This window comes from Terrisphaera buseokensis (genome assembly GCF_047521145.2).
In the GTDB taxonomy this organism is placed as follows: Bacteria; Verrucomicrobiota; Verrucomicrobiia; order Opitutales; family Opitutaceae; genus ER46.
Genome location: NZ_CM134186.1, coordinates 2406304 through 2430906, shown reverse-complemented (window position 1 = coordinate 2430906; position 24603 = coordinate 2406304). Strand labels below are relative to the sequence as shown.

At 65.1% G+C, this 24603-nt stretch carries 14 protein-coding genes; 4 read left to right on the top strand and 10 right to left on the bottom strand.

The window, feature by feature from the left end:
* Positions 1–83: 83 nt before the first annotated feature.
* Both ACLJEU_RS08835 and ACLJEU_RS08830 read right to left on the bottom strand, forming a co-directional pair.
* Positions 84–1655: a DUF1501 domain-containing protein gene (locus tag ACLJEU_RS08835; RefSeq protein WP_414662242.1), complete on the bottom strand. Its 1572-nt coding sequence runs from the start codon at positions 1653–1655 to the stop codon at positions 84–86.
* Positions 1656–1658: 3 nt separating this feature from the next.
* A complete protein-coding gene (locus tag ACLJEU_RS08830) occupies positions 1659–4151 on the bottom strand; it encodes a PSD1 and planctomycete cytochrome C domain-containing protein (RefSeq protein WP_414662241.1) in 2493 nt (830 codons plus the stop codon).
* Positions 4152–4652: 501 nt separating this feature from the next.
* On the opposite strand from ACLJEU_RS08830, the gene ACLJEU_RS08825 reads away from it, so the two are divergent.
* Positions 4653–5522, top strand: coding sequence for an alpha/beta hydrolase (locus tag ACLJEU_RS08825; protein WP_414662240.1), 870 nt, complete (start codon positions 4653–4655; stop codon positions 5520–5522).
* Between the two features lie 196 nt (positions 5523–5718).
* Positions 5719–7527, top strand: coding sequence for an SMP-30/gluconolactonase/LRE family protein (locus ACLJEU_RS08820; protein ID WP_414662239.1), 1809 nt, complete (start codon positions 5719–5721; stop codon positions 7525–7527).
* 226 nt (positions 7528–7753) lie between these two features.
* Here ACLJEU_RS08820 and ACLJEU_RS08815 read toward each other — a convergent pair whose 3' ends face one another.
* From ACLJEU_RS08815 to ACLJEU_RS08795, 5 genes are all read right to left on the bottom strand, one after another.
* Complete coding sequence (locus ACLJEU_RS08815; RefSeq protein ID WP_414662238.1) at positions 7754–9223, bottom strand: sulfatase family protein; 1470 nt, start codon at positions 9221–9223, stop codon at positions 7754–7756.
* 67 nt (positions 9224–9290) lie between these two features.
* The gene (locus ACLJEU_RS08810) at positions 9291–10115 is read right to left on the bottom strand and encodes an SGNH/GDSL hydrolase family protein (protein ID WP_414662237.1); all 825 of its coding nucleotides are present in this window, start codon (positions 10113–10115) and stop codon (positions 9291–9293) included.
* A 90-nt stretch (positions 10116–10205) separates the two neighbouring features.
* Complete coding sequence (locus ACLJEU_RS08805; RefSeq protein ID WP_414662236.1) at positions 10206–13403, bottom strand: TonB-dependent siderophore receptor; 3198 nt, start codon at positions 13401–13403, stop codon at positions 10206–10208.
* A gap of 87 nt (positions 13404–13490) precedes the next feature.
* Positions 13491–14999, bottom strand: coding sequence for an alkaline phosphatase D family protein (locus ACLJEU_RS08800; RefSeq protein WP_414662235.1), 1509 nt, complete (start codon positions 14997–14999; stop codon positions 13491–13493).
* 94 nt (positions 15000–15093) lie between these two features.
* Entirely contained in the window at positions 15094–18483 is a 3390-nt protein-coding gene (locus tag ACLJEU_RS08795) for a hypothetical protein (protein WP_414662234.1), read from the bottom strand.
* A 173-nt stretch (positions 18484–18656) separates the two neighbouring features.
* Between ACLJEU_RS08795 and ACLJEU_RS08790 the strand changes: the two genes are divergently transcribed.
* Positions 18657–19670, top strand: coding sequence for a LacI family DNA-binding transcriptional regulator (locus ACLJEU_RS08790; RefSeq protein ID WP_414662233.1), 1014 nt, complete (start codon positions 18657–18659; stop codon positions 19668–19670).
* 15 nt (positions 19671–19685) lie between these two features.
* Here the strand turns inward: ACLJEU_RS08790 and ACLJEU_RS08785 are convergent, their stop codons facing one another.
* Both ACLJEU_RS08785 and ACLJEU_RS08780 read right to left on the bottom strand, forming a co-directional pair.
* Positions 19686–20408, bottom strand: a complete 723-nt coding sequence (locus tag ACLJEU_RS08785) for a hypothetical protein (RefSeq protein WP_414662232.1) — start codon at positions 20406–20408, stop codon at positions 19686–19688.
* 62 nt (positions 20409–20470) lie between these two features.
* Positions 20471–20914 carry an RNA polymerase sigma factor gene (locus tag ACLJEU_RS08780; protein WP_457795362.1) on the bottom strand — a complete coding sequence of 148 codons (444 nt, stop codon included), beginning with the start codon at positions 20912–20914 and terminating at the stop codon, positions 20471–20473.
* Positions 20915–21134: 220 nt separating this feature from the next.
* On the opposite strand from ACLJEU_RS08780, the gene ACLJEU_RS08775 reads away from it, so the two are divergent.
* A complete protein-coding gene (locus ACLJEU_RS08775; protein WP_414662230.1) occupies positions 21135–22046 on the top strand; it encodes an NHL repeat-containing protein in 912 nt (303 codons plus the stop codon).
* A gap of 45 nt (positions 22047–22091) precedes the next feature.
* On the opposite strand, the gene ACLJEU_RS08770 is transcribed toward ACLJEU_RS08775, so the two are convergent.
* Positions 22092–24353, bottom strand: a complete 2262-nt coding sequence (locus ACLJEU_RS08770) for a DNA gyrase/topoisomerase IV subunit A (protein ID WP_414662229.1) — start codon at positions 24351–24353, stop codon at positions 22092–22094.
* Positions 24354–24603: the final 250 nt, after the last annotated feature.

Sequence of the window (24603 nt, the reverse complement as noted above, 5' to 3'; positions counted from 1 at the left end):
CCCAAACACCCAGCACCGGCTGCTTCCGGTTCTTTCACCTTTCAACGTTCAACCGCATGAGTCCGGCTCAGGCGGAACGCTCGCTAGATCAGCAGCTCGCGCACGACCCGGCCGTGGACGTCCGTGAGCCGGAAGTCCCGGCCCTGATACCGGAACGTCAGCCGCTCGTGATCGAGCCCGAGCAGGTGCAGCACCGTCGCGTTGAGATCGTGCACGTGGACGGGATGCTCCGCGATGTGATAGCCGAGATCGTCGGTCCGCCCGTAGGTCAGGCCCCGTTTCACGCCGCCACCGGCCAGCCACATCGTGAACGCATCCTTGTGGTGATCGCGCCCCGGCTTGGTCACCGCACCGGTGCCTGAATCCGTCTGCGCCATCGGCGTGCGGCCGAACTCGCCGCCCCACACCACGAGCGTGTCATCGAGGAGCCCGCGCTGTTTCAGATCCTTGATCAACGCGGCCATGCCTTGATCGACATCCCTGCACTTGCGCGGCAGGCGGGTCGCCAGATCGCCGTGATGATCCCAGTCGGCGTCGTAGAGCTGCACCATGCGCACGCCGCGCTCCACGAGCCGGCGGGCGAGCAGGCAGTTGTTGGCAAACGACGCCTTGCCGGGTGCCGCGCCATAGAGCTCGAGCGTGGCCTTCGACTCCCGGCTGATGTCCATCAACTCCGGCACCGACGTCTGCATGCGAAACGCCATCTCGTACTGGCTGATGCGCGTGGCGATCTCGGGATCGCCCACGTCCGCCAGTTGCGCCTCGTTCAACGCCCGCACCGTATCCAGCACCTGGCGACGGTCGCCGGCGGTGTGGCCCTTGGGATTGTCGAGGAAGAGCACGGGCTCGCCGCTGGATCGAAATTGCACGCCCTGGTGCACACTCGGGAGGAAGCCCGGCGACCAGAGGCTCGTGCCCGCGCCCGCCAGCGGCCCCGACTGGAGCACCACATACGCCGGCAGGTCGGCATTCTCCGAGCCCAGCCCGTACGTGACCCACGACCCGAAACTCGGCCGCCCAAGCCGGCCGAAGCCGGTGTGCAGGAAGAGTTGCGCAGGAGCGTGGTTGAACTCGTCTGTCTGCAGCGACTTCACGATCGCGATCTCGTCCGCCACCGTCGCGAGGTGCGGCAGCAACTCGGAGATTTCCGCACCGCTCCGGCCGTGGCGCTGGAACGCGTAGCGCGAAGCCGCGATGTTCGGATGGCCGCGGAGAAAGGCGAAGCGTTTGCCCTTGATGAATTCGTCCGGACACGGCTTGCCGTCGTACTGCTGCAGCGCCGGCTTGTAGTCGAAAAGATCCAGCTGCGACGGCGCGCCCACCATGTGCAGATAGATCACGCGCTTCGCCCGCGGCGCGAAGTGCGTCGCGCGCGGTGCCAGCGGATCGGCCGGGCCGCCCGCCGCGAACACGCCTTCCGTCAGCAGCGAGCCCAGCGCCAGCGCGCCAAGCCCGAGTCCGGACGTCCGCAGGAACGCCCGACGCGTCTGCTCCAATCCGTATGGCGGCAACCCTCGTCCGGACGAATCATGACGCGTCACAATGTAGCGGGAGCTTCCAGCTCCCCTTCCGGCAAGCGGGAGCAGGATGCTCCCACCACTTTGGATTTTCCCCAGCGACTTCCCGAGCTGATGCGGCGTTTCAAACGGATGCATGCGTCAGCCTTTGGTGATCATCTCGTCGAGATTGAGCAACGTCGTCGCGACCGCCTGCCACACGGCGGCTTCGTCGCGGCCCGCCGCTGTCTGCTGCGCGATCAGCGTCTGCAATGCCGCGATCTCCCCCGGACTTGGCGGGCGCGTGAGGCAGAGCTGAAACACGAACCGGATTCGTTCCACCGGTGCGGCGTCAGGCCGCTCCTGCAACACCCGGCGCGCGAGCGCCTGTGCCGCCTCGACGTAAACCGGATCATTCAAGAGCGTGAGCGCCTGCAGCGGCGTGTTGGACCGCGAACGTTTGACCGTGCACGCGGTGCGCGCGGTCGCATCGAAATTGACGAAGCTCGGATACGGCGAGCCGCGTTTCCACACCGTGTACAAGCCGCGCCGATGCGCATCCTCACCCTCACTGAGATCGTAAGTCACCTTGTCGCCTCCCACCTTGCTGTCCCACAAGCCCGGCGGCTGATACGGTCGCACCGGCGGGCCCCCCATCTTCGCACTGAGCAGGCCGGCCGCGGCGAGCGCGTTGTCCCGAATCGCCTCCGCATCGAGACGGAAACGCGGACCGCGCGCGAGCAGGCGGTTCTGATCGTCGCGGGCCAGCAACGCGGGCGTCACCCGCGACGACTGCCGGTACGTCGCCGACAGCGTGATGAGTTTGTGGATATGCTTCATGCTCCAGCCGCGCTCCATGAACTCGACCGCGAGCCAGTCGAGCAGCGCAGGATGGGTCGGCGCCTCGCCCTTGACGCCGAAATCCTCGGGCGTCGCCACGATGCCGCGTCCAAAAAATTCCGCCCACCAGCGGTTCACGGTGACGCGCGCCACGAGGGGGTTCTCCCGATCGACGAGCCACTGCGCGAGATCGAGGCGGTTCGGCGTGGCCGGCAGCGCGGCGGCATGCAGCACCGCCGGCGTGGAGGGAGCGACCGCTTCGCCCGGCTCGAGAAAATTCCCGCGCTTGAGCAACGCCGTGGGCCGCTGCGCGGACATTTCCTCCATCACCAGCGTGCGCGGACTTTCCAGCGCCGCGAGCGCGCGCGTGACCTCGGCTCGGTCGCGCTTCGTTTGGACCAGCGCAGGCTCCTGCTCGAGCACATGCGCGCGCAAGCGGGCGATCTGCGCCTTGGTCCGGCGCGCGGCGTCCACGCGCACGATCGCCGCAATTTCGGCCGGGACGCTCTCGGCTCCGACGGTTTCGGTCGCCGCGATTTTCTCCCACGCGGGCAGCTGGCTCAGCGCCGCCGCGGTCTGCGTGGCGATTTGCGCATCGAGGGCCGCCGCCCGCTCCAACAACGCCGGTCGCTTCGCCTCCACCGCCGGATTCGGCAGCGTCAGATAGGGTCCAGTGAACTTCAGCGTCGCCATTGCCTTGGGACTCGCGAACGCGGTCTCGATCGCGGTCTGGTTGAAGAACGCGAACAGCTGGTAGTATTCCTTCTGCGTGAAGGGATCATATTTGTGATTGTGACACTGCGCGCACTCCAGCGTGGTGCCGAGCCAGGTGGCGGCGGTGGTATTCACGCGATCGAAGACCTGGTTGACGCGTCCCTCCTCCTGATCCGTCCCCGCTTCGACATTGGTCGGCGCGGCGCGGTGAAAGCCGGTGGCGATCAGCGGATCGAGATTTCGTTTGTCCCGCGCCTCAGGCAACAGATCGCCCGCGACCTGCCAGACCGTGAATTGGTCAAACGGCATGTCGGCGTTCATCGCCCGCACGACCCAGTCGCGGTACGGCCAGAGGTCGCGCAGGTCGTCGCGTTGAAACCCATGCGAGTCCGCGTACCGTGCGAGATCGAGCCACGGTCTCGCCCAGCGCTCGCCGTAGTGCGGCGACGCCAGCAGCCGATCCACGACGCGTTCGAAGGCCCGCGGCGTGGCGTCGGCCGCAAAGTCCGCGAGTTCCGCCGGAGTCGGCGGCAGACCCACCAGATCAAGTGAAACGCGCCGCAACCACCGCGCCTTGTCGGTCGCTGGCGACGGTGCGAGTCCCTCGGCGGCGAGCCGCGCAAACACGAAGTGGTCGATCGGATTCAGCGGCTGCAGCGACGCCGCGACCGCGGGCAGGGCCGCGCGCACCGGTTTCACGTAGGCCCAATGCTGCAGGTTTTCCGGCCACGGCGCGCCTTCGTCGATCCAGCGTTGCAGCAGCGTCACCTCGGCGGCCGTCAACCGTTCGCCCTTCTGCGGCATGACGTCCTCGTCGTCGGTTGTGACGACCCGATGCAACAGCAGACTCTTCGCGCCTTGGCCCGCGATAAGTGCGGGCTCGCCGGATTCACCGCCCTTGAGCGCGGCTCGGAGCGACGTGAGCCGCAGACCGCCCTTCGCCTGCTCCGGTCCGTGACAATCGTAACAGCGGCTCGCCAGCAGCGGCTGAATCTCGCGGGCAAACTCCACCGGCTCCGCGGCCAAGAGTCGGCCCGCACCCGGCAGCAGCAGCGCAGCGAGCAGGCAGACCACGGAAAAGCGATGGGGTAAACGGGGCATCGACAGAAAGCGAGCGGAGGATGAAGCCCCTGCCCCACGGGTGCCAAGTCGCATCGCGTGACGATGACGTCGGCAGGCGGAACGCCCAAGGCCGGAAAAGAGAGCAGGAAACCCTGAATCCAGGAAACTGCCCCCGGCTTCGCATCCTGGTTTTCAGGTTCCTGAATTCTATAGCCAGGAAACCAGGAGAAAACACCAACAGTGCGTGTTCAGAGCCCCACGCGGCGCTCATGCCTCCATTTCCTGCCTTCCGTGCGTTCTGCTCCCGCCCTCCGGCTGCCCGACTCTTGGCTTCTTGGCTTTTGAATTCTGAAGCCAGGAAGCCATGAAACAATCACCTCTCATGCGCGCAGAACACTCGCGTTGAATCCTCCTGCGTCCGTTTCCTGCCTTCCTGGCTTCCTGCTCAACCCTACGGTCGCTCGCTTGCGGGTGTTCGTTTCTGCTTTTCGAATTCAAAGCCCGCTTGCCCTTCCGCGGCGCGACCTCTAGCCAGCTTTCGTGCGTTTCCCTACCCCGCTCCTGGCGCTCGTGTTGACGGCGCTTCCGCTCCATTCGGCCGATGACTACAAGCTCGGCCCCGACTCCCAGGTCCAGTCCGTGCCGAAGGGCGAAGTCCGGCAGGCCCGGTTTGAAGCCAGCACGATTTTTCCCGGCACGACCCGCGACTACTTCGTGTACGTGCCGAAGCAATACGACGGCAACAAGCCCGCGTGCCTCATGGTCTTCTTTGACGGCGGCGGCATCTTCGGCGCCAACGGTGCGTTTCGTGTGCCCGTCGTTTTGGACAATCTGATCGCCCGCAAGGACATGCCCGTGACCATCGCCGTCGGCATCAATCCCGGCACCGTCGCCCCCAGTGAGCCCGGGGCGAAGGCACGCAGCAACCGCAGCTTCGAATACGATTCACTCGGCGATGCCAACGCCCGCTTCGTGATCGACGAGTTGCTGCCCGTCGCCCTGAAGGGCCTGAACGTCACCACCGATCCCGCCGGCCGCGCGATCGGGGGCAACAGCTCCGGCGCGATCGCGGCGTTCACCGTCGCGTGGGAGCGGCCCGACGCCTTTCGCAAGGTCGTCAGCCATATCGGCAGCTACACCAACATTCGCGGCGGCTACGTTTATCCCGGACTGATCCGCAAGACGAAGCCGGCGAAACCGCTGCGGGTCTTCCTGCAGGATGGCAGCAACGACCTGGACAATCTCCACGGCAACTGGCCCCTCGCCAATCAGGACATGGCGGCCGCGCTGAAGTTTGCCGGCTACGATTACACCTTCGTCTTTGGCGACGGCGGCCACTCCGGCAAGCACGGCGGTGCCATCTTTCCGGATACACTCCGCTGGCTCTGGCGCGACTGGCCGAAAGAGTGATTTCGTCCCCCCTCCCTTGGACCACTTTTTGGACAGAATAAACAGAATCGACAAAATCCAACCGGCCACAAGGGGCGCGATTCATTTGGTGAATTCTGTCCATTCTGTCCAACTGGAGTCCGGTCGGAAATCTCAACGCGATCCTGATCCCTCTCGGCGGTCAAAGCCCTGAATTCGCATCCAGCCCCGCATCCCCATGATCCCTTCCCGTCTCATTTTCGCCCAAGCGATACTGTCGGTCGCCATCGTCTTTCATTCGATCCCGGTTTCAGCCGCCGACGTCTTCAAGCCCACGCCTGATCACGAGGTCCAGCCGGGCGTGCCGCAGGGCACCGTCACGAAAATGCCCACGCTGGAAGCGAAGGCGTTTCCCAAGACAACGCGCGACTGGTGGATCTACGTTCCGGCGCAGTACAAGCCCGACGGCTCCGCCGCGCTCATGGTGTTTCAGGACGGCCAGAACTACATCAACCTGAAGGGCAACTGGCGCGTGCCGACGCTCTTCGACAACCTGATCGCCCGCGGGGAAATGCCAGTGACGATCGCCGTGTTCATCAACCCCGGCCACGACCCGTCGCGCGGTACACCCAAGAGTCCGACCAGCGGCAGCAACCGCAGCCTCGAGTACAATTCACTCGGAGACCGGTACGTGCAGTTCCTTCTCGATGAGATTCTGCCCGTGGTCGCGAAGCAGTATCCATTTTCCTCCGACCCGGAACTGCGCGCGCTCTGCGGATCGAGCAGTGGCGGCATCGCGGCGTTCACCGCCGCCTGGGAACGACCCGATCAATTCCGCAAGGTCCTCTCGACCGTCGGCAGCTTCGTGAATCTCGCCGGCGGCGACGCTTACCCGGCTCTCATCCGCAAGACGGAGCGGAAGCCGCTGCGCGTTTTCCTACAGGACACCAGCGGCGACCTCGACAATCCCTTCGGCAACTGGCCACTCGCGAACCGGCAGATGGACGCCGCGCTGCGTTACATGGGTTACGACGTGAAGCTCGAATATGCCGAGGGCTTTGGCCACAATTCGATTCATGGCGGCATGGTCCTGCCCGCGGCCCTGCGGTGGCTGTGGCGGAAGGACAAACCGACGCCCGCCGTCGTCACGAAGGGCGATCTCGCCGTCGACATGACGCTGCACCGGCTGCTCATCGAAGGTGAAGGCTGGAAGCCCGTCGCCGAAGGCCTCGCGTTTGCCGACGGTCCGTGTACGGACGAGGCCGGCAATTTCTACTTCTCAGACATGCGTCCGCCGGCGGCCGGCGTTTACAAGATCGCGGTCAATGGCACCAAGACGAAACTCAGCGACGAGGGCGTCAGCGGCTTGAAGTTCGGCCCCGACGGCCGGCTGTACGCCTGCCAGGGCGCGAAGAAGCGCCTCATCGCCATCACGCCCGCCACGGGCGCGATCGAAGTGATCGCCGAGGACATCCAGCCCAACGATCTCGCCGTCACTCATCGCGGCCACATCTTCATCACCGAAACCGCCAAGAAACAGATCACATTCATCGATCCCAAGACAAAGGCCAAGCGCGCGGTCGACACCGGCCTCGCCAATCCCAACGGCATCACGCTGTCGCCTGATCAAGGCACGCTCGCGGTGAGCGAAAGCGCCGGTGAACACGTGTGGACGTTCCGCATCGCGCCCGACGGCACGCTCGACGCCCGGGGCCCGTACATGACGATGCGCCGGCCGATCGATCCCAAGGGCGAGTTCAAGTTCAACGAGCCGCCGCCCTACAAGAAAGCATCGAGCGGCGACGGCATGACCAGTGATTCGATCGGCCGGTACTACGTGACGAGCGCCGTCGGCGTGCAGGTCTTCGATCCGACCGGCCGGCTTTGCGGCGTGCTGACCAAGCCGCAACCCGACAAGCCGCTCACGAGTTGCGTGCTCTCCGGCCCAAACCGCGAGTACCTGTACGTCACGAACGGCGACAAGATTTTCCGGCGCAAGGTGCAGGCGGTGGGGAACACGAATGCGCGCGTGGCCGCGACGCCGTAACGACAAAATCCTGATATTTCAGATCTGAGATCTGATACCAATCGCTCTTTGCCTTTGGATTTTAGCCGTGGCTACGAGCGATCCAGAAGTCCAAAAGCGAGGAGCGATTGGTATGAGATTTGAGACTTGAAACCTTGGACCGCGACCGCCCCCGGTCGCTGCTCCGGTTGCGACCGGGGGCGGTCGCGGTCCAAGTCAAACCTCTCCCCCGCTTCCTATCCGTGTTTCACGGAAACACCGCCGTCTTCCCCGCCATGTCGCGCCGCACCGTGCCATCAGCCGCGATGATCGGCTGCGGGTTCTTCACCCGGCCGAGTTCGCGGCAACCGGGACCGAACTGATCCACGCCGAGATCGCCCGCCATCGCCGCGGCCAGCGCGCGCAGCTTCTTCACCTCTTCGGGATGCGCCGCGGCGACGTCCTTCGCCTCGGCGATGTCGTTGCCGAGATGATACAACTCGCCCTTGGCCAGGTGCAGCTTCCACGGCCCGGAACGCACGGCGTCCAGTGTCGCGCCGCGGAAGTAATGAAACACGTCGCGCGGCGCCTGGGACGGATTTCCCGTCAGCACGGGCCACAGATCCACGCCATCAATCTTCCGATCGGTCGGAGCGGTCGTACCGCCCAGCCGCGCGAACGTCGGCAAAATATCCATCATTGACGTAATCGCATCTGTCGACGTCCCGGCCGGAATCCGACCCGGCCACCAGGCGATCGTGCAGACGCGGATGCCGCCTTCGAAGGTCGTGCCCTTGCTGCCGCGCAGCGGGGTGTTGACCGCGCCCTGGTTGACCGGCCCGCCATTGTCCGAGGTGAAGATCACGAGCGTGTTGGCGTCGAGCTTCAGCTCCCGCAGCGCCGCCAGCACCTGGCCCACGCTCCAGTCAATCTCCTGCACCCAGTCGCCGAGCAGCCCGTTGCCGGACTTGCCCATGAACTCGTCGCGCGGATACACCGGGAAGTGAACGGCGTTCGGCGCGAAATAGAGGAAGAACGGCCGGTCGTGGCGCTCGCGGATGAATGCGACCGCGCGCTCGGTGTAGCGGCGTTGCAGCTGGATTTGTTCCTCCGCCCGCACGCGTCCAATGACGGTTTCATTTTCAATCAGCGCCAGCGGCGGTTGCGCCCCGCGAATGCCCGTCTCATCCGAGACCGGGGCCGCCTTCGCCTTCACGCCTGCCTTCGCCTGCGGGACCGGCATCCCGCGATTGCTTTTCACGCCGTCGGCCGCCGGTCCCATGTCATTCGAGTACGGCAGACCAAAATACGAATCGAAGCCCTGCCGCGTCGGCAGGAACGGCAGCTGGTCACCGAGGTGCCACTTGCCCACGGCCGCGGTGACATAGCCGGCATCCTTGAGCACCTCCGCGATCGTGCGCTCGGCGGGATTCAATCCCACTTCGGCGCCAGGAAACAGCACGTGTGGCACCGGCAACGCGCGCTTCGGATAACAGCCCGTCATCAGCGACGCACGCGAGGGCGAACACACCGGAGCCGCGTAGTGGCTTGTCAGCTTCCGCCCTTCCTTCGCCATCCGGTCCAGCTCCGGCGTGCGATTGCGTCCGCCGAACGGTCCAATCTCGGCGTAACCAAGATCATCAATGTTGATGATGATCAGATTCGGCTTGGCGGGAGCGGCGGCGAAAGCGGCCGCAGTCCACACGATGAGTAGCAACGCCACGGGGAGAGTGCGCATAGGGGATGCAGTCAGCGCACGCGAATCACCACAACGAGACAAGCCCGCAGTGCCCTGCCCCGCCGTCCTATTTCCGTCCCAACGCTGCGGCGATCGCACGGGCCACTTCCTGGCCGAGGGCTTCGTAGCCTTTGGCACTGAAGTGGACGTCGTTCGGGTTCTGCAGCGTCGCGAGCTGCGGCGTGATGAAACTGAAGAGATCATTCACCGCCAAACCGCGCGCGCGGGCGAGCCGGGCGGCGACGGCGTTGCGTTCGACGATCGACTCCGGGCTCTGCTTCTTCACGTCGTCGCGGGGAATCGGGGTGGTGCTGGCCCAAATCACCCGGGCACCGGTGGCCTGCAGTCGCGTGATGATCTGCGCAAGCCGCGCTTCGTAGTCGGCGAGCGGCGTCGCCCGATCGTGGATGCCGAAATTGAAATGGATCACGTCCCACTTTCCCGCCCCCAGCCACACGTCGAGCTTCTTGAGGCCGTTGGCCGTCGGCCCGCAGTTCTCCGGCGCGCGGTGGACATTGGCCTTGCCGGCCAGCGCGGCGCGCGTTGCCAGCGTGTAACCGCGCGAGACGGAATCACCAATGAGGAGCACGCGCGGAAGGCTCGGTTCGTCCGCCACGAAATCCCATGCCGTCGACACGCCCTTCACAAAATCGCGCTTGTGCAGCGGCAGATAAAAACCGTTGCCCAAGTTCTGTTCGAGCACGACCTCCCAGGCCTGACGCTCGGGCGACAGCGTGGCTTTCTTCGCCTGATAGAGTGCGTCGATGCGTTGGTCCTCGGCCGCCTTCTTCGCAGCGGCCTCAGCGGCGTTGGTCGGCTCGGCACCCCGCGCCAGGTTTCCGGGAAGACCAGTAATCAGCGAGGCAGTCAGAAGGAGAAAGCTGAATTTCATGGCGAAGTTTGGGAATTCAAGGGAGCACCCGCGGCGCGCTGAAACGGGTGACGCTTTCACCACCGCTGCCGCAGGGACGCCCGTGCATGGTCAGAACGGCACCGTGGCGGCAAGGGAGTAGCTGCGCGGCGCCTGGTACCAGTAGGAATTCGGCACGGTGACGCGCGCCGGATTCGTGACGTCCCCGCCCGGCGGCCGGAGAATCGTGCTCGTGAAACGGACTTTGTCGTCATCGAGGAGATTATCGATGCTGAGATTAAAACGGACCTCGTATTTTTTGCTCAGCCGCCAGTTGTAACCCACCGTGGCCGTCGCCACCCAGTAACCGGGCGCGTACACCACGGTGAACGCGTCCACGTTCGGGTCGTCGATGCCTTGCGCGGGATTGGCCGGATTCACGATCGTATCCGCACCGCGGTTGCCGATCACGGCCCGGCCGCGATAACGCGCGCCGGCACCGACGCGCAATCCCTTGAAGCGGCCCGTTTGGATCGAGTAGTCGGTGAAGAGATTCGCCGAGGTCGTGTTCTGGCTGATCACCGTGCCGGACACGATGCCGCGCCGCCCAGCGAGCAACGTGTTCCAGTTCGTGACCGCGGTGTTGGCGTCGGGCGAACGCTGGTTGACCGGAATCGAGTTATCGACCGTGGCCACGCCCTGTGCATCGATGAGGCCGCCGGCATCGACGACGATCTGCCGGAGCACGGTCAGGTTGTTGTCGATGAAGGTCGCGGTCTCGATGCCTGCATTGGTCGAGAAGGCGCGCGCGATCGCGTAGTTGGCGGAAAGCCGCCACGCGCGCGACAGATTGGCCACCGCCTCGAACTCGTAGCCGTTGGCCTTTTGCTGGCGGCGATCCGTGAAGACCGCGGGCAGCGGCTGGACACCGCGGTTGTTGCGACCGTCAGCAGAGAAATCGCCGATGGCGTTGGAGTTGATGATGGCGTTGATCGGACCGCTGGTGTTGGCGGGCGCACCCGACGCCTGGTTGTCCTCCTTCGAGAAGTAGCGGTTGAGGCTGAGGCGCAGGCGCTGATCGAGCAGGCTGAAACGCACGCCGGCATCGAAGCCGTTGGAGACGGTCGCGGGCAGCGGCGAACCGGTGAGCGTCGGCGTGACCGACGGCAGATTGTAGGTCTGGGCGAAATTTCCGTACAGGCTGATCCGCGTATTCAGATGGTAAACACTCCCGGCCGAATACGTGGTCTTCGTGCCTTCGATGGGCGGCGGCGAGTAGTCGTCCTGAAACCGTTCGCCAGCGTACTGCGCGAGCCGGTTGCCCGCGGCATCGCGCGGCCGGCGCTCCGCAATCGAAGCCGGGCCCGTGGGCCGCCCCTGCGCATCCTTAGGCACGTAGGTCAGCGAGCGATAGTCGGACGGGGCGTCGGGCTTGAAGATCAGCGTGGTGCCATCCCAGTCCGCCGGATAGTCACGAATGAAGGAATTGTAGGTGACCTTGTTCGTATAGTCGTCGAACCGCACCGCGCCGAGCACGACGAGCCGGCGCTTGAAAAACTGCGCGTTCATCGCGGCGAGCGCGTAGTTGTAGGTCGCCTTGGCGTTCGAATTCACCTCGGGCCGCGAGGTGTCGTGGGTGTAGAACGGCGTGACTTCGCGCGTGGTGCCCAGCACCGGATCCACGAGCTGGATCTTGCCGAGCTGCGGCAGGGGCCGGCCGTCCTGATTCCAGTAATAACGATAACGAATCAAATCCACGAGCGACCAGCGGCGGGGATCCGGGTCGATGCGGGCGCCGAGGAGCGTGAGGCGGCCGTAGGTATCCTGGATGTTCGTACCGAAAAGGGAGTTGAACTTGAAGTTGCCGAAGCGGGTGTCCTTCACATACGCGATCGCGCCGCGGACGTTCTTCGCGTCGGTGTTGCGCGGGTTCTGGTGACGGACGGCCTCGCTGTACGGCTGCAGGAAATTCGGATTCGGCGCGCCGTTCGGGAGATTGCGGTTGATGTCGATCAGCGTGGTGACGAGCCCGCGGTTCAACGTGATCTCGGCGGCGCGGAAGCTGTAGTTCTTGTCCAGCGCGAGCTCGAAGAACAGCGAGCGGCCGATCGCGTGATTGATATACAGCGCCACGTCGTGATACCGCTGCCAGAACACCGGCGCGTCGAACGACGGCGAAAACGCGCGGCCCGGCACGCGGAATTGCGAACCGCGGATCGCGTTGGCGAAACGATCGTCCGGGAGATTGAGCGAATTGAGCAGATCGGCCCCGGAGGCGTTCACGGTCGTGCCGGCGAAGAAACGCCCTGCGATCGGCACGGCGGTGTTCGCACCGGCGCCGAGCGTGAGCGCGGTGTTCTGGTAATTCATCACGTTGCTGAAACCGGAGGCGGGCGCGTACACAAAGTAGCCGGCGGCGGCGTTGCGGGTGACGCCCCGGGCGTTGTTGTTCGTCGGCGTGGCGGTGAGCGGCGCGTCAAAGGTGGAGGTGCCGTCCCAGCCGGCGAAGCTGTCGTTGACGTTCGAGAATCCGGACATGCGGCTGTTCTCGCCGTATTCGCCTTCGAGCCGGATCTCAGTCGCCGCACCGAGGCGCATCGAGCCCGTGAGCGCGGCACCCTTCACCTTGGCGAAATCGCGTTCGCGCCAGCCGCGTCCGTTCTGCCAGACCGCGTTGGCCCGTACCGCGGCGTCTTTTCCGACGGGCTGATTCACATCAAGCGAGGCGCGATACGTCTCCCACGAACCGATCTGCGTGCGGATTTCGCGCAGCGGGCGACCGTACTTCGCCTGCTTCGTGACGACGTTAGCCGAACCAGCGATGTTGCCGTTGCCGAACAACACCGAGTTCGGTCCGCGTGAGAAATCGAAACGCTCGAGATTATAGCTGTCGAAATTGAGATAGAACGGAAAGAAGTTGCGCTGGGGCGTGCTCGAGCCGACGCCGCGCGTGGTGTACGTCGTCGGCGAGGCGAACGTGAGGTTGGCCCCGTTGTCGTTGTTCGCGTTCGTGTTCACCGTCCACTCCAGCGCCTGCGCCAGATCGACGATGTTAAGCGCGTCGATGAACTCGCGCGTGATGACCGAATAGGCGGCCGGCGTGTCGGCGAGATCGCTGGCGAGGCGTCCGCCCGCGAGCGAGCTGGTCGCCACGAAGCCGACATCCTTGTCGGTGCTCACTGTGAAGGGGGACAACTGTACCGCCGCGTCTGCTGCGGCTCCAGCGGACGCCGCAGGCGCGGGAGCTTTCTGCGCAAAGCCAGCCGTGGCGGCACAAAGCAGTGCGGTCACGATCACCGAGGCAAGCAGACGGAGACGGATCAAGTGCATGGGGAGGAAGAGATGGGGTGGATTTTCCTGGGACCGTGGGCGCCCTCGCCCGCTCGTACAGAGGCAGGCGCAACGCCTGTGCTGCCGCTACCGGACTCCAGCGGCAGCCGCCGCCGAGGACTCGAACAAGACCTTGCCCGCCGTATCGTGGAGCCGCAGCGTGAAGCGCGCGTCATTCGCCACGCTCTTGATCTGGCCGGAGAGAAAGCCGCCATGCTTGATGCGCAGGAACCGATGCTCGGGGCGCGGCGTTTCTTCGTTCCAGCCGCCGGCATGCGCATCGCTCGCCGCGCCGACACTCCACTCCTCGAGGCCGGTCGCCTTGTCCCGCGACACGTACTGCCAGTGGCGATCGCCGGTGATGACCGTCAGGTTCTTGAACTTGCCGAGCATCGCGCGTATCCGGGCGCCTTCGACGGCGAAACCGGGGTTCGAGTAGTTGTCGTCTTTCTGCGGACGATCCGGCCCGACAATGGGCGTGGAGGTGATCAACACGCGGAAAGTCGCGTCGGACTCGGCCAGCGTGCGCTCGAGCCACGCGATCTGCGGCGCGCCCCAGATCGTCGGGGCGTCGCGACCCTCCTTCGCCCGCGAGGTGCGAAAATCCCGGCCCTCCACCATCCAGATCTGCAGATGCCGGCCCCAGCGCATCGTGCGGTATTGCGACGACGTCATGGCAGTCTGCTCGTGGAAAATCTTCAGTCCCTCCTCGAACGTGAGATCGCCGGACTTCATGCCCGGCTCACAATCGTTGGTCAGGACGTCGTGATCGTCCTTCATGAAATAGCTGCCAACCTGGCGGTGAAACTCCCGCAGGGTCGGATAACCAAACATCCGCGCCCAATGGTAGCGGGCGAGTTCGGTCGTCACCGCATGCACGGGACCGTGATCGTAGTAAACCACATCTCCCGTGTTGACGAAAAAATCCGGCCGCAGGGCGAGCATCGAAGGATAGATCGCCAAGCCGTCGGGCCGATCGCGGTCCTCGTATTGCTGGCAGCTCATCACGCAGAATGCGACACTGGCCGCCGCATCCGGCGCCGGCGCCGTGACAAACCCGCCCTTGACGGTGTGGGCCGTTGCCGTCGCCCGGACACTGCTGCGCGCGGCCACCTCGACCTCGTAACGCGTACCCGGCTTCAACCCGGCGAGCGTGATCGCGGCGGTGAAGTCATGTTTCGGATCCACGTCCTGCCACGCTGCCGTGGTCCAGGCATCAGAACCGGCGATGCGATGCCGCACCTGCACCTGGCCGTCCGCGCCCGGAGCCGCGCCACGAATTGATCCGAGGTCCGCACCCGGCGGATACTCCACCACCGGACGCGCGTTCGCGTAGGTCGCGTTATCCTTCAACGCCACCGGCGCGCCCGTCTTGCGGTTGAAAAGCGTGATGATCGGCACGGGCCGATCGTGCGCCGCCGGTTCCGGATCACGCGTCACACGGGTCCACACCACGACGCTCGTCGCCGTGGGCTCGCTGAGCTTGATGCCCGTGGCCTGATAAACGGGGCGGGCCGTTTCGGCTGCGTATCCGCCGACGGCGGACAGCAGCACACCAAGGAAAGCGATCAGGGCCGGGGTAGCGCGGAGGTGCACGGGAGGGGAAGTTGATGTTCGAGGAAATGCACAACTTCACGCGAGTCGACGCAATCGTGCGCGCTTAGGGACCCGGCAGTGGCGACTTACCAAGTTAAAAATCGAGGCGCGCGGTCAGCGTCCAGTTGATCGGCGTACGATAGGAGAAGCCGGCCGGCACGGTGTAGACGGCGGGCGACGTCACGTCGGCATTGCGCGGCCGCAGGATGGTGTTGGTGGTCTGACCGCCGGGCAGATTCACGAAGTAGATCGGCGTGTTGTTGTTGAGCAGATTCTGGATGTTGAGGTTGAGGCCGAGGGTGCGGCGGTTCGCCAGCTTCCACGTGTAGCCAAAGCGGGCGTCAGCCGTCGTGTGCGGCTTCGAATACACCGGGGTGTAGGCATCGACCGTGGGATCATCGATCGCGGTCGCAGGGTTGGCGGGATTCACGATCGTGTCGGCGCCGCGGTAACCGACGACCATCTTGCCGCGATAGTGCAGGCCGAAGCCGGCCGAGAGCCCCTTGAGCTTGCCTTCGCGCACCGTGTAGTCGGTGCCCAGGTTCGAGGTGTAGTCGGTCGCGCCGGCGAGCTTCTGCTGGCCGGTGACGATGTTCGGAATCACGCTCGTCTGGATCGTGTTCCAGGCATTCACCGCGTTGTTGACGGCACCGACGTTGATGCGGGCCGGATCGTTCAGCGCGGGATTGATCGTCGCGACGTTGGTCGCGCTGATCAGCACGCCGGCGTCGGCCAGAATCTGACGCGCGACGGCGTCCTTCGCGGTGATGAACGCGCGACTGTCCGGCGCGATTTCCTTCTGCGTACCGCGGGTGTTGGCGATGTTGAACAGCAGCCGCCATGAAGTGGAGAGGTTCGCCGTGACCTCGAACTCCACGCCTTTCGACTCCTGCGTCTGCGTGTCGCGCACGACGGTCGGCAGCAGCCCTTCGTTGCGGGCGTTGCGGCCTCCGGGACTGAGGTCACCGATCACCGGCGTATTGAAAATTGTGTTATAGCTGCCGATCAGTCCGCCGGGGGAATTCACCGGCGAGAGATTCTGGTGCGACGTGAACCAGCCGAGACTCATCGAGACGCGCCCACCGAGCGGATTGACGCGGATGCCGGCATCGATGCCGCGCGCCGCCGACGGCGGGAGCAGCGAACTGTCGAGGCGTTGCACGAGCAGGTTTGGATTAAACGTGGTCGCGAGATTGGTGTAGAAGCCCAGCCAGCGCGTGGCGTTGAAGGTGGCGCCGGTCGAGAAGGTGTTCGCGGCCACGCTCAACGCCGGAGGGTTGTAGTCATCGCGGAAGCGATCGCCGGCATATTGCGGCTGCGGCAGAATGCTGCTCGCGGCCACGGTGGCGGTGGCCGGCACGGTCAGCCGCGGGCGATTGTCTGCCGGCTGCGCCGGACCGGTGGCGACACCCGCGGCGCTCTTGGGAATGAAGGTCAGCGTCGCCCAATCCTTCGGCGCGGCGGGCTTGAAGATGATGTTCGCGCCCGTCCAGCCCGCGGCGTAATCGCCGGGCAGCAGGGTGTTCTTCGTCTCGAGGTTCGTGAGGTCGCGCCGCACCGCCCCGATGATCACGAGGCGATTCTTGAAGAGACTGAAATTTCCCGCGGCCATCACGTGTTTGAATTTCGTGATGTTGTCGGCGCTGTTGTCCTTGCGCGTGGCGTCGAGCACGTGCTGCGGTGTGACGGACGTCGTCGTGCCGTCCGCGTTGCGCAGCGTGAGCGGCCCGAGGTCGGTGTTATAAAAATCGCGGCCGCCCTGGTTCAGGTAGAGTCGGTACCAGAGCGCGGTGCTCGCCTGGGACTGGCTCCAGTAGCGGGCATCGGGGCCGATGCTCTGCAGTGGCAGGAGATACAGGAAGCTGCGCTTGGATTGCAGCTGATAGTTGGCGCCGCCGCCGAGCGCGAACTGGAACCGGCCGATGGCGGTGTCCTTGATGTAGGCCGCCGAGGCGCGGGCGCTGCTGAGTTCGTAGCCGCGCAGATTCTGGTAGCTCCAGAATTCGCTGTAGGGCTGGCGGAAGTTCGGGTTGGCGGCGCCGTTCGGCAGCGTCTGCGTGATGTCGATGAAGACGGTGTTTGCGCCGCGGTTGATCGCGTTGTTGCCGTCGATCGTCACCTTGTTGGTATCACCGGCGATTTCGAAGAAGAACGAATCGCCGATGCGGTGGTTGAGCGTGAGCGAAACATCCTTCGCGACCTGGGCCTGCGTGGGTTTCTTGCTCGACCACAGATTGGTCGTCTTGCGTCCCGGAATGCTGAAGCCGGGCGAGCCGGCGAGCACGCTGTCGTAGCGGCCCGCGGGCACTTCAAACCCGTCGATCATCGGCTGCCCGGCGTAACTCACACTGGCGCTGGTGATCGCCCGGCCGCCGATGACGTTGCGGTTGGCCGGCGTGCCGTTGCCGGCGGCGCCTTTCGTGCGCAGCACGTTGGCGAAATTCAGGACGTCGCCCGTGCCGAACGCCGTGGGATCGAACACCCAGAGCGGGGCGAAGCTGGGATTCACGTTATTGGTGCCGTAGGCGACACCGGCGGCGGCCAGTTGCGCGGCGGTCGGGGCGTTGGCCGGCAGCACGGCACCGGTGAAAGTGGTGCGACCGTCCCAGGCCGACACCTGATCGGTGAGAAACGTGGGAAACGTCTTTTGCTTCGTCTCGGCGTATTCGCCCTCGGCCCGGATCGTCGTGTGCTTGGCGAGATGATACGTGCCACTGAGGAAGACCGCCTTCTTCTTGCGCCACTCGTCCTCGCGGTAGGTGTCGCTCTGCTCCCACATGCCGGCGACGCGGATCGCGGCCTTGGGACTGAGCGGCTCGTTCACATCGACCGTCGCGCGGTATTTGTTCCACGAGCCCAGCTGGACCTGGGTCTGGCGGATCGTCTTGGTCGTGAGCGCCTGCTTGGTGACCGACACCGGCGTGCCGCCGAACTGCGCGGCGCCGAAGAGAATCGCGTTGGGCCCGCGCGCAAAGTCGAAACGATCCAGCGCGTAGCTGTCGGTATTGTGATTGAACGGGAAAAAATTCCGCATCGGGTAGTTCGACTCACCCGGCGCCGCGCCGCGGATCGTGATGTTGATCGCGGGTGAGAACCCAAAGCCCTGGTCGACATTGTTGCCCGGGTTGTAGGTCGTGTTGACCGACCACTCCATCGCGCTCGTGAGATCGGTGATGTTGAAGGCGTCGAGAAACTCCTTCGTCAGCACCGAATACGCCACCGGCGTGTCCTTCAGATCGGTGTTGAGCCGGCCGCCGGCCAGCGCGCTGGTGGCCACGAAACCCTCGTCGCGGCTGGTGTTCACCTCGAACGGCGTGAGCTTGATCACCGCGGGCTCGCCGGCCGGCGGGCGCGGCACCGGCGCGGCCACCTGGGCGGACGCCGCCGTGGCAACCGCCAGTGCAACGACGAGGCTCGCGAGGGAAACAACGCACAACGGGCGAGGCAACCCGCGCAGCGCAGGACAAGGAGAAGTGAAACGCATGGATGGAATGATGAAAAGCGGCGGGAGGCGGGCAGCGGGAGCGCCGGCCGCCGGGATCGGAGTCGTGGGTGGGGTCAGGTGACGCCGGTGAGGGCGCGCCTGCAACGAGCAGACAGGCGCGCCGCCGGTTTCCCTTCGACACCTTTGTTGCGTTAACCTAACGCATCAGCGCGATGAGAACCGCCTCCACCGCGCGCCGCGCCACGCTGCGCGACGTCGCCACCGAAGCCGGCGTGAGCCAGATGACCGTCTCGCGCGCGCTCGGCGGGCGCAGCCGGATTGCGGACGACACGCGCCGGCGCATACTTTCGATCGCGGATCGGCTCGGCTACCGTCCGGATCCCGAGGTCGCGAAGCTCATGGTGCATTTGCGCGGCCGTCGCACGCGACGTTTCCAAAGCGTGCTGATGGGGCTCACCACGCGCGCGCCGGATGATCGCGAGCAGTATTTCAGAACACTGATCGCGGGCGCGCGGCTGCAGGCATCGAGCCGCGGCTACGGTTTCGATTTGATGCACCTTTCCCCAGAACCCGGCGGCTGGGCGGGCGTGCAACGCATGCTGGAGAGCCGCGGCGTCGAAGGCATCCTGCTCCTGCCGCAACAGTCGCCCGTGGATCTCACGACACTGCTGGCGTGGCCGCAGTTCTCCGTCGTCGCCGCGTCGGCCAGCCCCACTGGTCCGAGCGTGCATCGCGTGATGCCGCATCACTTCGCCAACACGCTCCTGCTCTGCCGCACGCTCGCCGCGCAGGGTCACCGGCGAATCGGACTGGTCATTCCGGCGGAGCACGACGTGCGCAGCGAACACGGTTTCACCGCCGCGGTGACGTGGCACGGGCTGAACGAGCTGCAGTCGCACGTGCCGCCGCTCGTCGCACACGAAGCCTCGCCGTCGGCGTTGCGCGCCTGGTTCGCGAGGGAACGACCCGACGTGATCGTCACGCACGAACTCAGTTCCGCGCGGGATTGCGCGCGTCTCATTGGACGCCGGCTCGCGGGCCCGCCGCGATTCGTGGTGACCAGTCTCACCGGTGCGAATCCGGGTCGCATTGCCGGGATCGACGAACGACCAGCCGCGATCGGCGCGGCGGCCGCGGACTTGCTGGCCAGCATGGTCGAGCGCCGTGTTCGCGGCCAGGCCGCGTCACCGGCCTCAACGTTACTCACCGGGATCTGGTCCGCATGACGGGCGGCGGACTGCTCACAGCGATCGGGTCAGGTCGGCAATCCGTTCGGCCGGCGCCGTAGCGGCGACCAGGTAAACCACGTCACCACTCGACCACGTGGTGAAATTCCACTCACCGCTCGGCGGAAGAGTCACCCGGGTGCCGGGCGCGGGCGCATCGCGAAAGGCGGACCGCGGGGCCACCACGAGGTGCACCAGAGGACGGTTCTTTTTCATCATCGTGCCGTCGGGAGCGGTCACGACCATCTCCTTCTTGATGGGCATCGATCCGGGCGCCGGCGGGACCGCAGGGACGTCCAGGAAGAAACAAATCAAATAGACCCGCTGCGCCTGCGCCTCGAGTACTTGGCAGCCGAAACTCGCCAGTCCCGCCATCGCGGGCGGGACCGCCAGCGACGCCGGCGCGCCGTGATCACGCAGCCACCGGGTCAATGCCGCGGGATCGGCGGAGATCTCCGCGAGTTGATAGTCGGGCGTGGCGAAGTGACGCATCACGGCCGCCGCCGCATCCTGGGTGACGATCCGACCGGTAGGGCCGGCACCCCGGTCCCAGGCACCGAAGCCACCCAGAAGGCCGGCACCCAGCACGAGGGCCGCTGCAGCTCCGAGCCACCACCGCCTACCCCGTGTCCGAGCCGCGGCCGCCGCGCGGCCCGCGGCCAGGATGGCGCGCGCACGATCCTCCGGGAGCTTTTGGCTCTCGTAGTGCCGGCGGAGGTGATGCTCGAGATCGGCCATTTCAGTTGCGGAGAATCAGATTGGGCAAGGGCGGGAGTGCAATCGTGGCAGGGAACGTCGGTTCAGCCTGAGGCGGTGGTGGCCGCGCGGAGTTTCTTGAAGGCCCGATGCAGCAAGCTCAACACCGTGCCGCGCGGCTGGCGCGTCAATACACCTACTTCCTCGGCGGTGTGGCCCTCGATGTGGTGCAGAAAAATCACTTCGCGTTCACCCGGTCGCAAGCTGCCGAGCAACTGGTCGAGATCGTCGCAGGTCCCCGCGGCCAAGGTTTCGGCGGCCGGCGGATCCGCCGGGCTTGCTTCCAGCGAATCGAAGCCGACCACGCGGTTACGGCGGCAGCGATCAATGAAGAGATTTCGAATCGCGGTATAGAGCGCAGCTCGCGATCGCGCGGCACCATAGCGACGGCAGAGATTAAGCCAGGCCTCCTGCGCCAGATCCTCGGCATCCTGCCGGTGGTGGGTCAGCGACAACGCATAGCGAAAGCCGCTTTGCAGCAGCTCCATCTCGGCAGAGTCGACTTCGGAGGATTGACCAGCGCGATCCACGCGGAGTTGAGAGCGCGCCCCGTCACAAAAATTCCCCGGCCCACGAACTATTTCCGGGAAGATGCGCCCGGCGTGCAATCAATCAGCGGCCCGGTTCGTTCCTCCCTTCGCCCACCGGTGGAAATCAACCGGTGCGGCGACAACCCAATCGTCAGTCAACCCAGATACCGCGTCCCTCATGAATCCTCCCCGCCTCCGTCTGTCTCCCATCGTTGCGCTCGCCCTCCTGGCCGGCAACACCCTCCTGGCCGACGACTACAAAACAAAAGTCGTTGCGCAGGGTCTCCACCGGCCGACCGGCATCGCCGTCCAGGGCTCGACGATCTACTTCTCCGAGATTCCCACCCCGGGTGTCGCCGGCGGCCGCAACGCCGTGAAGGAACTTCGCCTCGGCAATGGCGCGATGCGCACCATTCACCAAGGTGAACCGGAGCCGGTGAACATCGCCGTCGACAAGACCGGCGTCCTGTATTGGACGTGCAAGTCCGCCGGCGTCATCCTCGAGCAGGCGGCCCGGCCCGGCTCCGGCGCAGCCACTCCGCTCCTCACCGGACTCGCCAAGCCGAGCGGGATCGCGATCGATCGCATGGGCAATGTCTACTTCACCCAGGTTCCGACGCCGGGTGCCGCCGGCGGATCGAACACGGTGTCGGTCGTGTCCGCGTTCGACAGCACCGACGTCACGATCCTGAGCAAAGGTGAGCCCGAACCCACGGATATCGCCGCCTCCAACGACGGCGTGCTCTATTGGACCTGCAAGACCGCGGGCGTGATCCTCACTCGCAACAAGTGCGGCGATACGACGTTGTTCCTCGGCGGCCTGGCCAGTCCGACCGGAATCGCGCTCGATGAACCGCGGCGCCTCCTGTACTGGACCGAGGTACCGACCCCGGGCGTGGCCGGGGCGCAGGGCGGCCGCAACAAGGTCTGGGAATACGACCTTCGGACCAAACAAAAGACGCTGGTGAACAGCGGCGATCCCGAGCCCACCGATATCGCGGTTGCCGCCAACGGCCGCATCTACTGGACGTGCAGCAGCGCCGGGGTGATTGTCGAAGCCCGGCGCGACCACGATCGCGATCGGAACTGACCCACGTGAGGGCGGCGACCACCGCCGCCCTCGTTTGCTCCCGCTTCAGCCCAGCGAGAGATCCACGCGCTTCACATCCTTCACCGGCCACTTGCTGACGGTGAGGCCCTTCGCGGTCCGCGTGCTGACGGGCACGGTGCCGAGATCGAACTCGAACTCCCGGACGCGCGCACCGCTGCGGCCATCGATGAAGATGGTGACCTTCTTCGGCATCTCCTTCTCGGTCTTGCTGACCTCGAGGAACACCACGTGCGAGCCTTCGCTCTTCACCAGCGGATAGAGCTTGTCGCGTGACAGGCCTCCGATCTGGAAGCGTTTCGCGAACGCCTTTCCGGATTCCTTGTCCTGATACACCATCGTGTAGAACGCGGTGTCGCCGTCCTTCGGGAAGATCGCGATGTGCAGGATGTCGCGGCCCATGAAAACCTTGTCGGCCACCTTCGCGACCTTGAGCGAGCCGTCGCGCATGATCGTGAGCACGCTGTCGAGAATCGTGCACTCCTGCACGAACTCGTGCTGCCGCCAGTTCAGGCCGATGAAGCCGTCCTCGCGATTCACATACAGTCGCTGGTTGGCGGATACGACCTCGGACGCGTCGATCTGTTCAATCTCGTCGTAGCTCGTGCGGCGCTTGAGGCCCTTGCCGTATTTCTCCTGCAACATCTCGTACCAGGAAACCGCGTACGCCGTCAGGTTCTTCAGATTGGCCTTCGTCTCCTTGATGCCCTCCTCGATCTTCTTCAGCGCCTCGTCGGCCTGGAAGCGGTTGTAGGCCGAGATGCGCTTGATGCGGATTTCGGTCAGGCGGGTGATGTCCTCGTCCGTCACCTCGCGGCGGAGCTGCTTGAGGAACGGCTTCAAGCCGTCGCGGATTTCCTCGAGCACGCTCTCCCACGTCTTCGATTTTTCGATCCGGCGGTAGATCCGCTCCTCGATGAAAATGCGTTCGAGCGAATCCCAGTGCCACTGCTGCTCGAGTTCGCCCAGCCTGATCTCGAGCTCCTGCTTGAGCAGCGACTTCGTGCGATCGACGGCACGCTTCAGGATTTCGCGCACGCCGAGGAACTCGGGCTTGTCCTCGCGCGTGGTCGGATCGTTGACGATCACGCACGCGGCCGGGGAGATGTTCTGCTGGCAGCCGGTGAACACATACAGCTGCTGCGTGACCTGATCGGCGTCGGCGCCCTGCGGCAGGTGCACAAGGATCTCGACCTGGTCGGCGGTGTTGTCGTCGACGTGCTTGACCTTGATCTTGCCCTTGGCGTTGGCCGCGAGGATCGACTCGATCAGCGTCTCGGTCGTGGTGCCGTACGGCAGCTCGGTGATCGCCAGCAGGTACTTGGAGCGTTGCTCGATCTTGGCGCGAACCTTCACCTTCCCGCCGCGCTCGCCGTCGTTGTACTCCGCGAAGTCGGCGATGCCGCCGGAGGGAAAGTCGGGGAAGATGCGGAAGGATTTTCCCTGCAGGTGATTGATCGCCGCCCGGCAGAGATCGTTGAAATTATGCGGCAGAATCTTGGTCGAGAGACCGACGGCGATGCCCTCGGCGCCGTCGAGGAGCACGATGGGAAACTTGGCCGGCAGCGTGACGGGCTCGCGGGCGCGGCCGTCGTAGCTCAGCTGCCAGGTCGTGGTCTTCGGATTGAAGAGGACGTCCTTCGCGAAATTCGTGAGCCGCGCCTCGATGTAACGCGGCGCCGCGGCCTCGTCGCCGGTGAGCGTGTTGCCGAAATTACCCTGCGGCTCGATCAGGAACGCGCGCTGGCCGATGCCGACGAGCGCGGCGCCGATGGAGGCGTCACCGTGCGGGTGGAGCGACATCGTGCGACCGACGATATTGGCGACCTTGTGGAAACGCCCGTCGTCCATGTCCCAGAGCGTGTGCAGAATCCGCCGTTGGACGGGCTTGAGGCCGTCGTCGAGGTGCGGCACCGCGCGATCGAGAATGACATAGCTCGCGTACTCGAGGAACCAGCCGCGGTAACTCTTCGCGAGCGGGGAATCCTCGGTCTGGACATTGTCGCCACCGCGGCGTTTCGGGGGCGGAGGCGGCTCGACCGCCGCGGGCACCAGCGGGTTGCCGGTGGGTGCCGGGGAGTTGTCGGACGAACCAGCGGCAGCGGTCGCGCTGGGTGCCGGAGTGACCGCAGTGGGCGCCGGTGCCGGTGGCGGTGGCGGCGTGACCTTGGCCGCGCCTTTGGCGGCGTCCGCCTTTCCACCCTTGGCCTTGGACGGAGCGGCCGGCGTGTCTTCGCCCAGGGGCAGCTCAGGTTGGTCAGAGGGTTTGGGCGCTTTGCGTTTGGCCATCGAGCCACGAGAGGAGACGGTTTGAACGCGCCGGGTAAAGCATGTTTTGCACGGAAGCCGTTACGCCTCGAGCCAAGGCATCAAGGCGGGGACCACGAAACACACGAAATACACGAAACCCAGGCGTCCGCCCGGCCGCGGCTCCATTTCGTGTATTTCGTGTGTTTCGCGGTGACCTCCTGGCTTGATTGGATGGGTCCGGACACGAAAAAGGGCGGAACGAAAATTCCGCCCTCTTGTTGAGATGAGA

Bases quoted from the DNA above. Each gene is read 5' to 3' on its own strand.
- ACLJEU_RS08805 (WP_414662236.1), bottom strand. From the start codon at position 13,403: ATGCACTTGATCCGTCTCCGTCTGCTTGCCTCGGTGATCGTGACCGCA.
- ACLJEU_RS08780 (WP_457795362.1), bottom strand. From the start codon at position 20,914: ATGGAGCTGCTGCAAAGCGGCTTTCGCTATGCGTTGTCGCTGACCCAC.
- ACLJEU_RS08785 (WP_414662232.1), bottom strand. From the start codon at position 20,408: ATGGCCGATCTCGAGCATCACCTCCGCCGGCACTACGAGAGCCAAAAG.
- ACLJEU_RS08815 (WP_414662238.1), bottom strand. From the start codon at position 9,223: ATGCGCACTCTCCCCGTGGCGTTGCTACTCATCGTGTGGACTGCGGCC.
- ACLJEU_RS08810 (WP_414662237.1), bottom strand. From the start codon at position 10,115: ATGAAATTCAGCTTTCTCCTTCTGACTGCCTCGCTGATTACTGGTCTT.
- ACLJEU_RS08775 (WP_414662230.1), top strand. From the start codon at position 21,135: ATGAATCCTCCCCGCCTCCGTCTGTCTCCCATCGTTGCGCTCGCCCTC.
- ACLJEU_RS08790 (WP_414662233.1), top strand. From the start codon at position 18,657: ATGAGAACCGCCTCCACCGCGCGCCGCGCCACGCTGCGCGACGTCGCC.
- ACLJEU_RS08820 (WP_414662239.1), top strand. From the start codon at position 5,719: ATGATCCCTTCCCGTCTCATTTTCGCCCAAGCGATACTGTCGGTCGCC.
- ACLJEU_RS08835 (WP_414662242.1), bottom strand. From the start codon at position 1,655: ATGCATCCGTTTGAAACGCCGCATCAGCTCGGGAAGTCGCTGGGGAAA.
- ACLJEU_RS08770 (WP_414662229.1), bottom strand. From the start codon at position 24,353: ATGGCCAAACGCAAAGCGCCCAAACCCTCTGACCAACCTGAGCTGCCC.
- ACLJEU_RS08830 (WP_414662241.1), bottom strand. From the start codon at position 4,151: ATGCCCCGTTTACCCCATCGCTTTTCCGTGGTCTGCCTGCTCGCTGCG.
- ACLJEU_RS08795 (WP_414662234.1), bottom strand. From the start codon at position 18,483: ATGCGTTTCACTTCTCCTTGTCCTGCGCTGCGCGGGTTGCCTCGCCCG.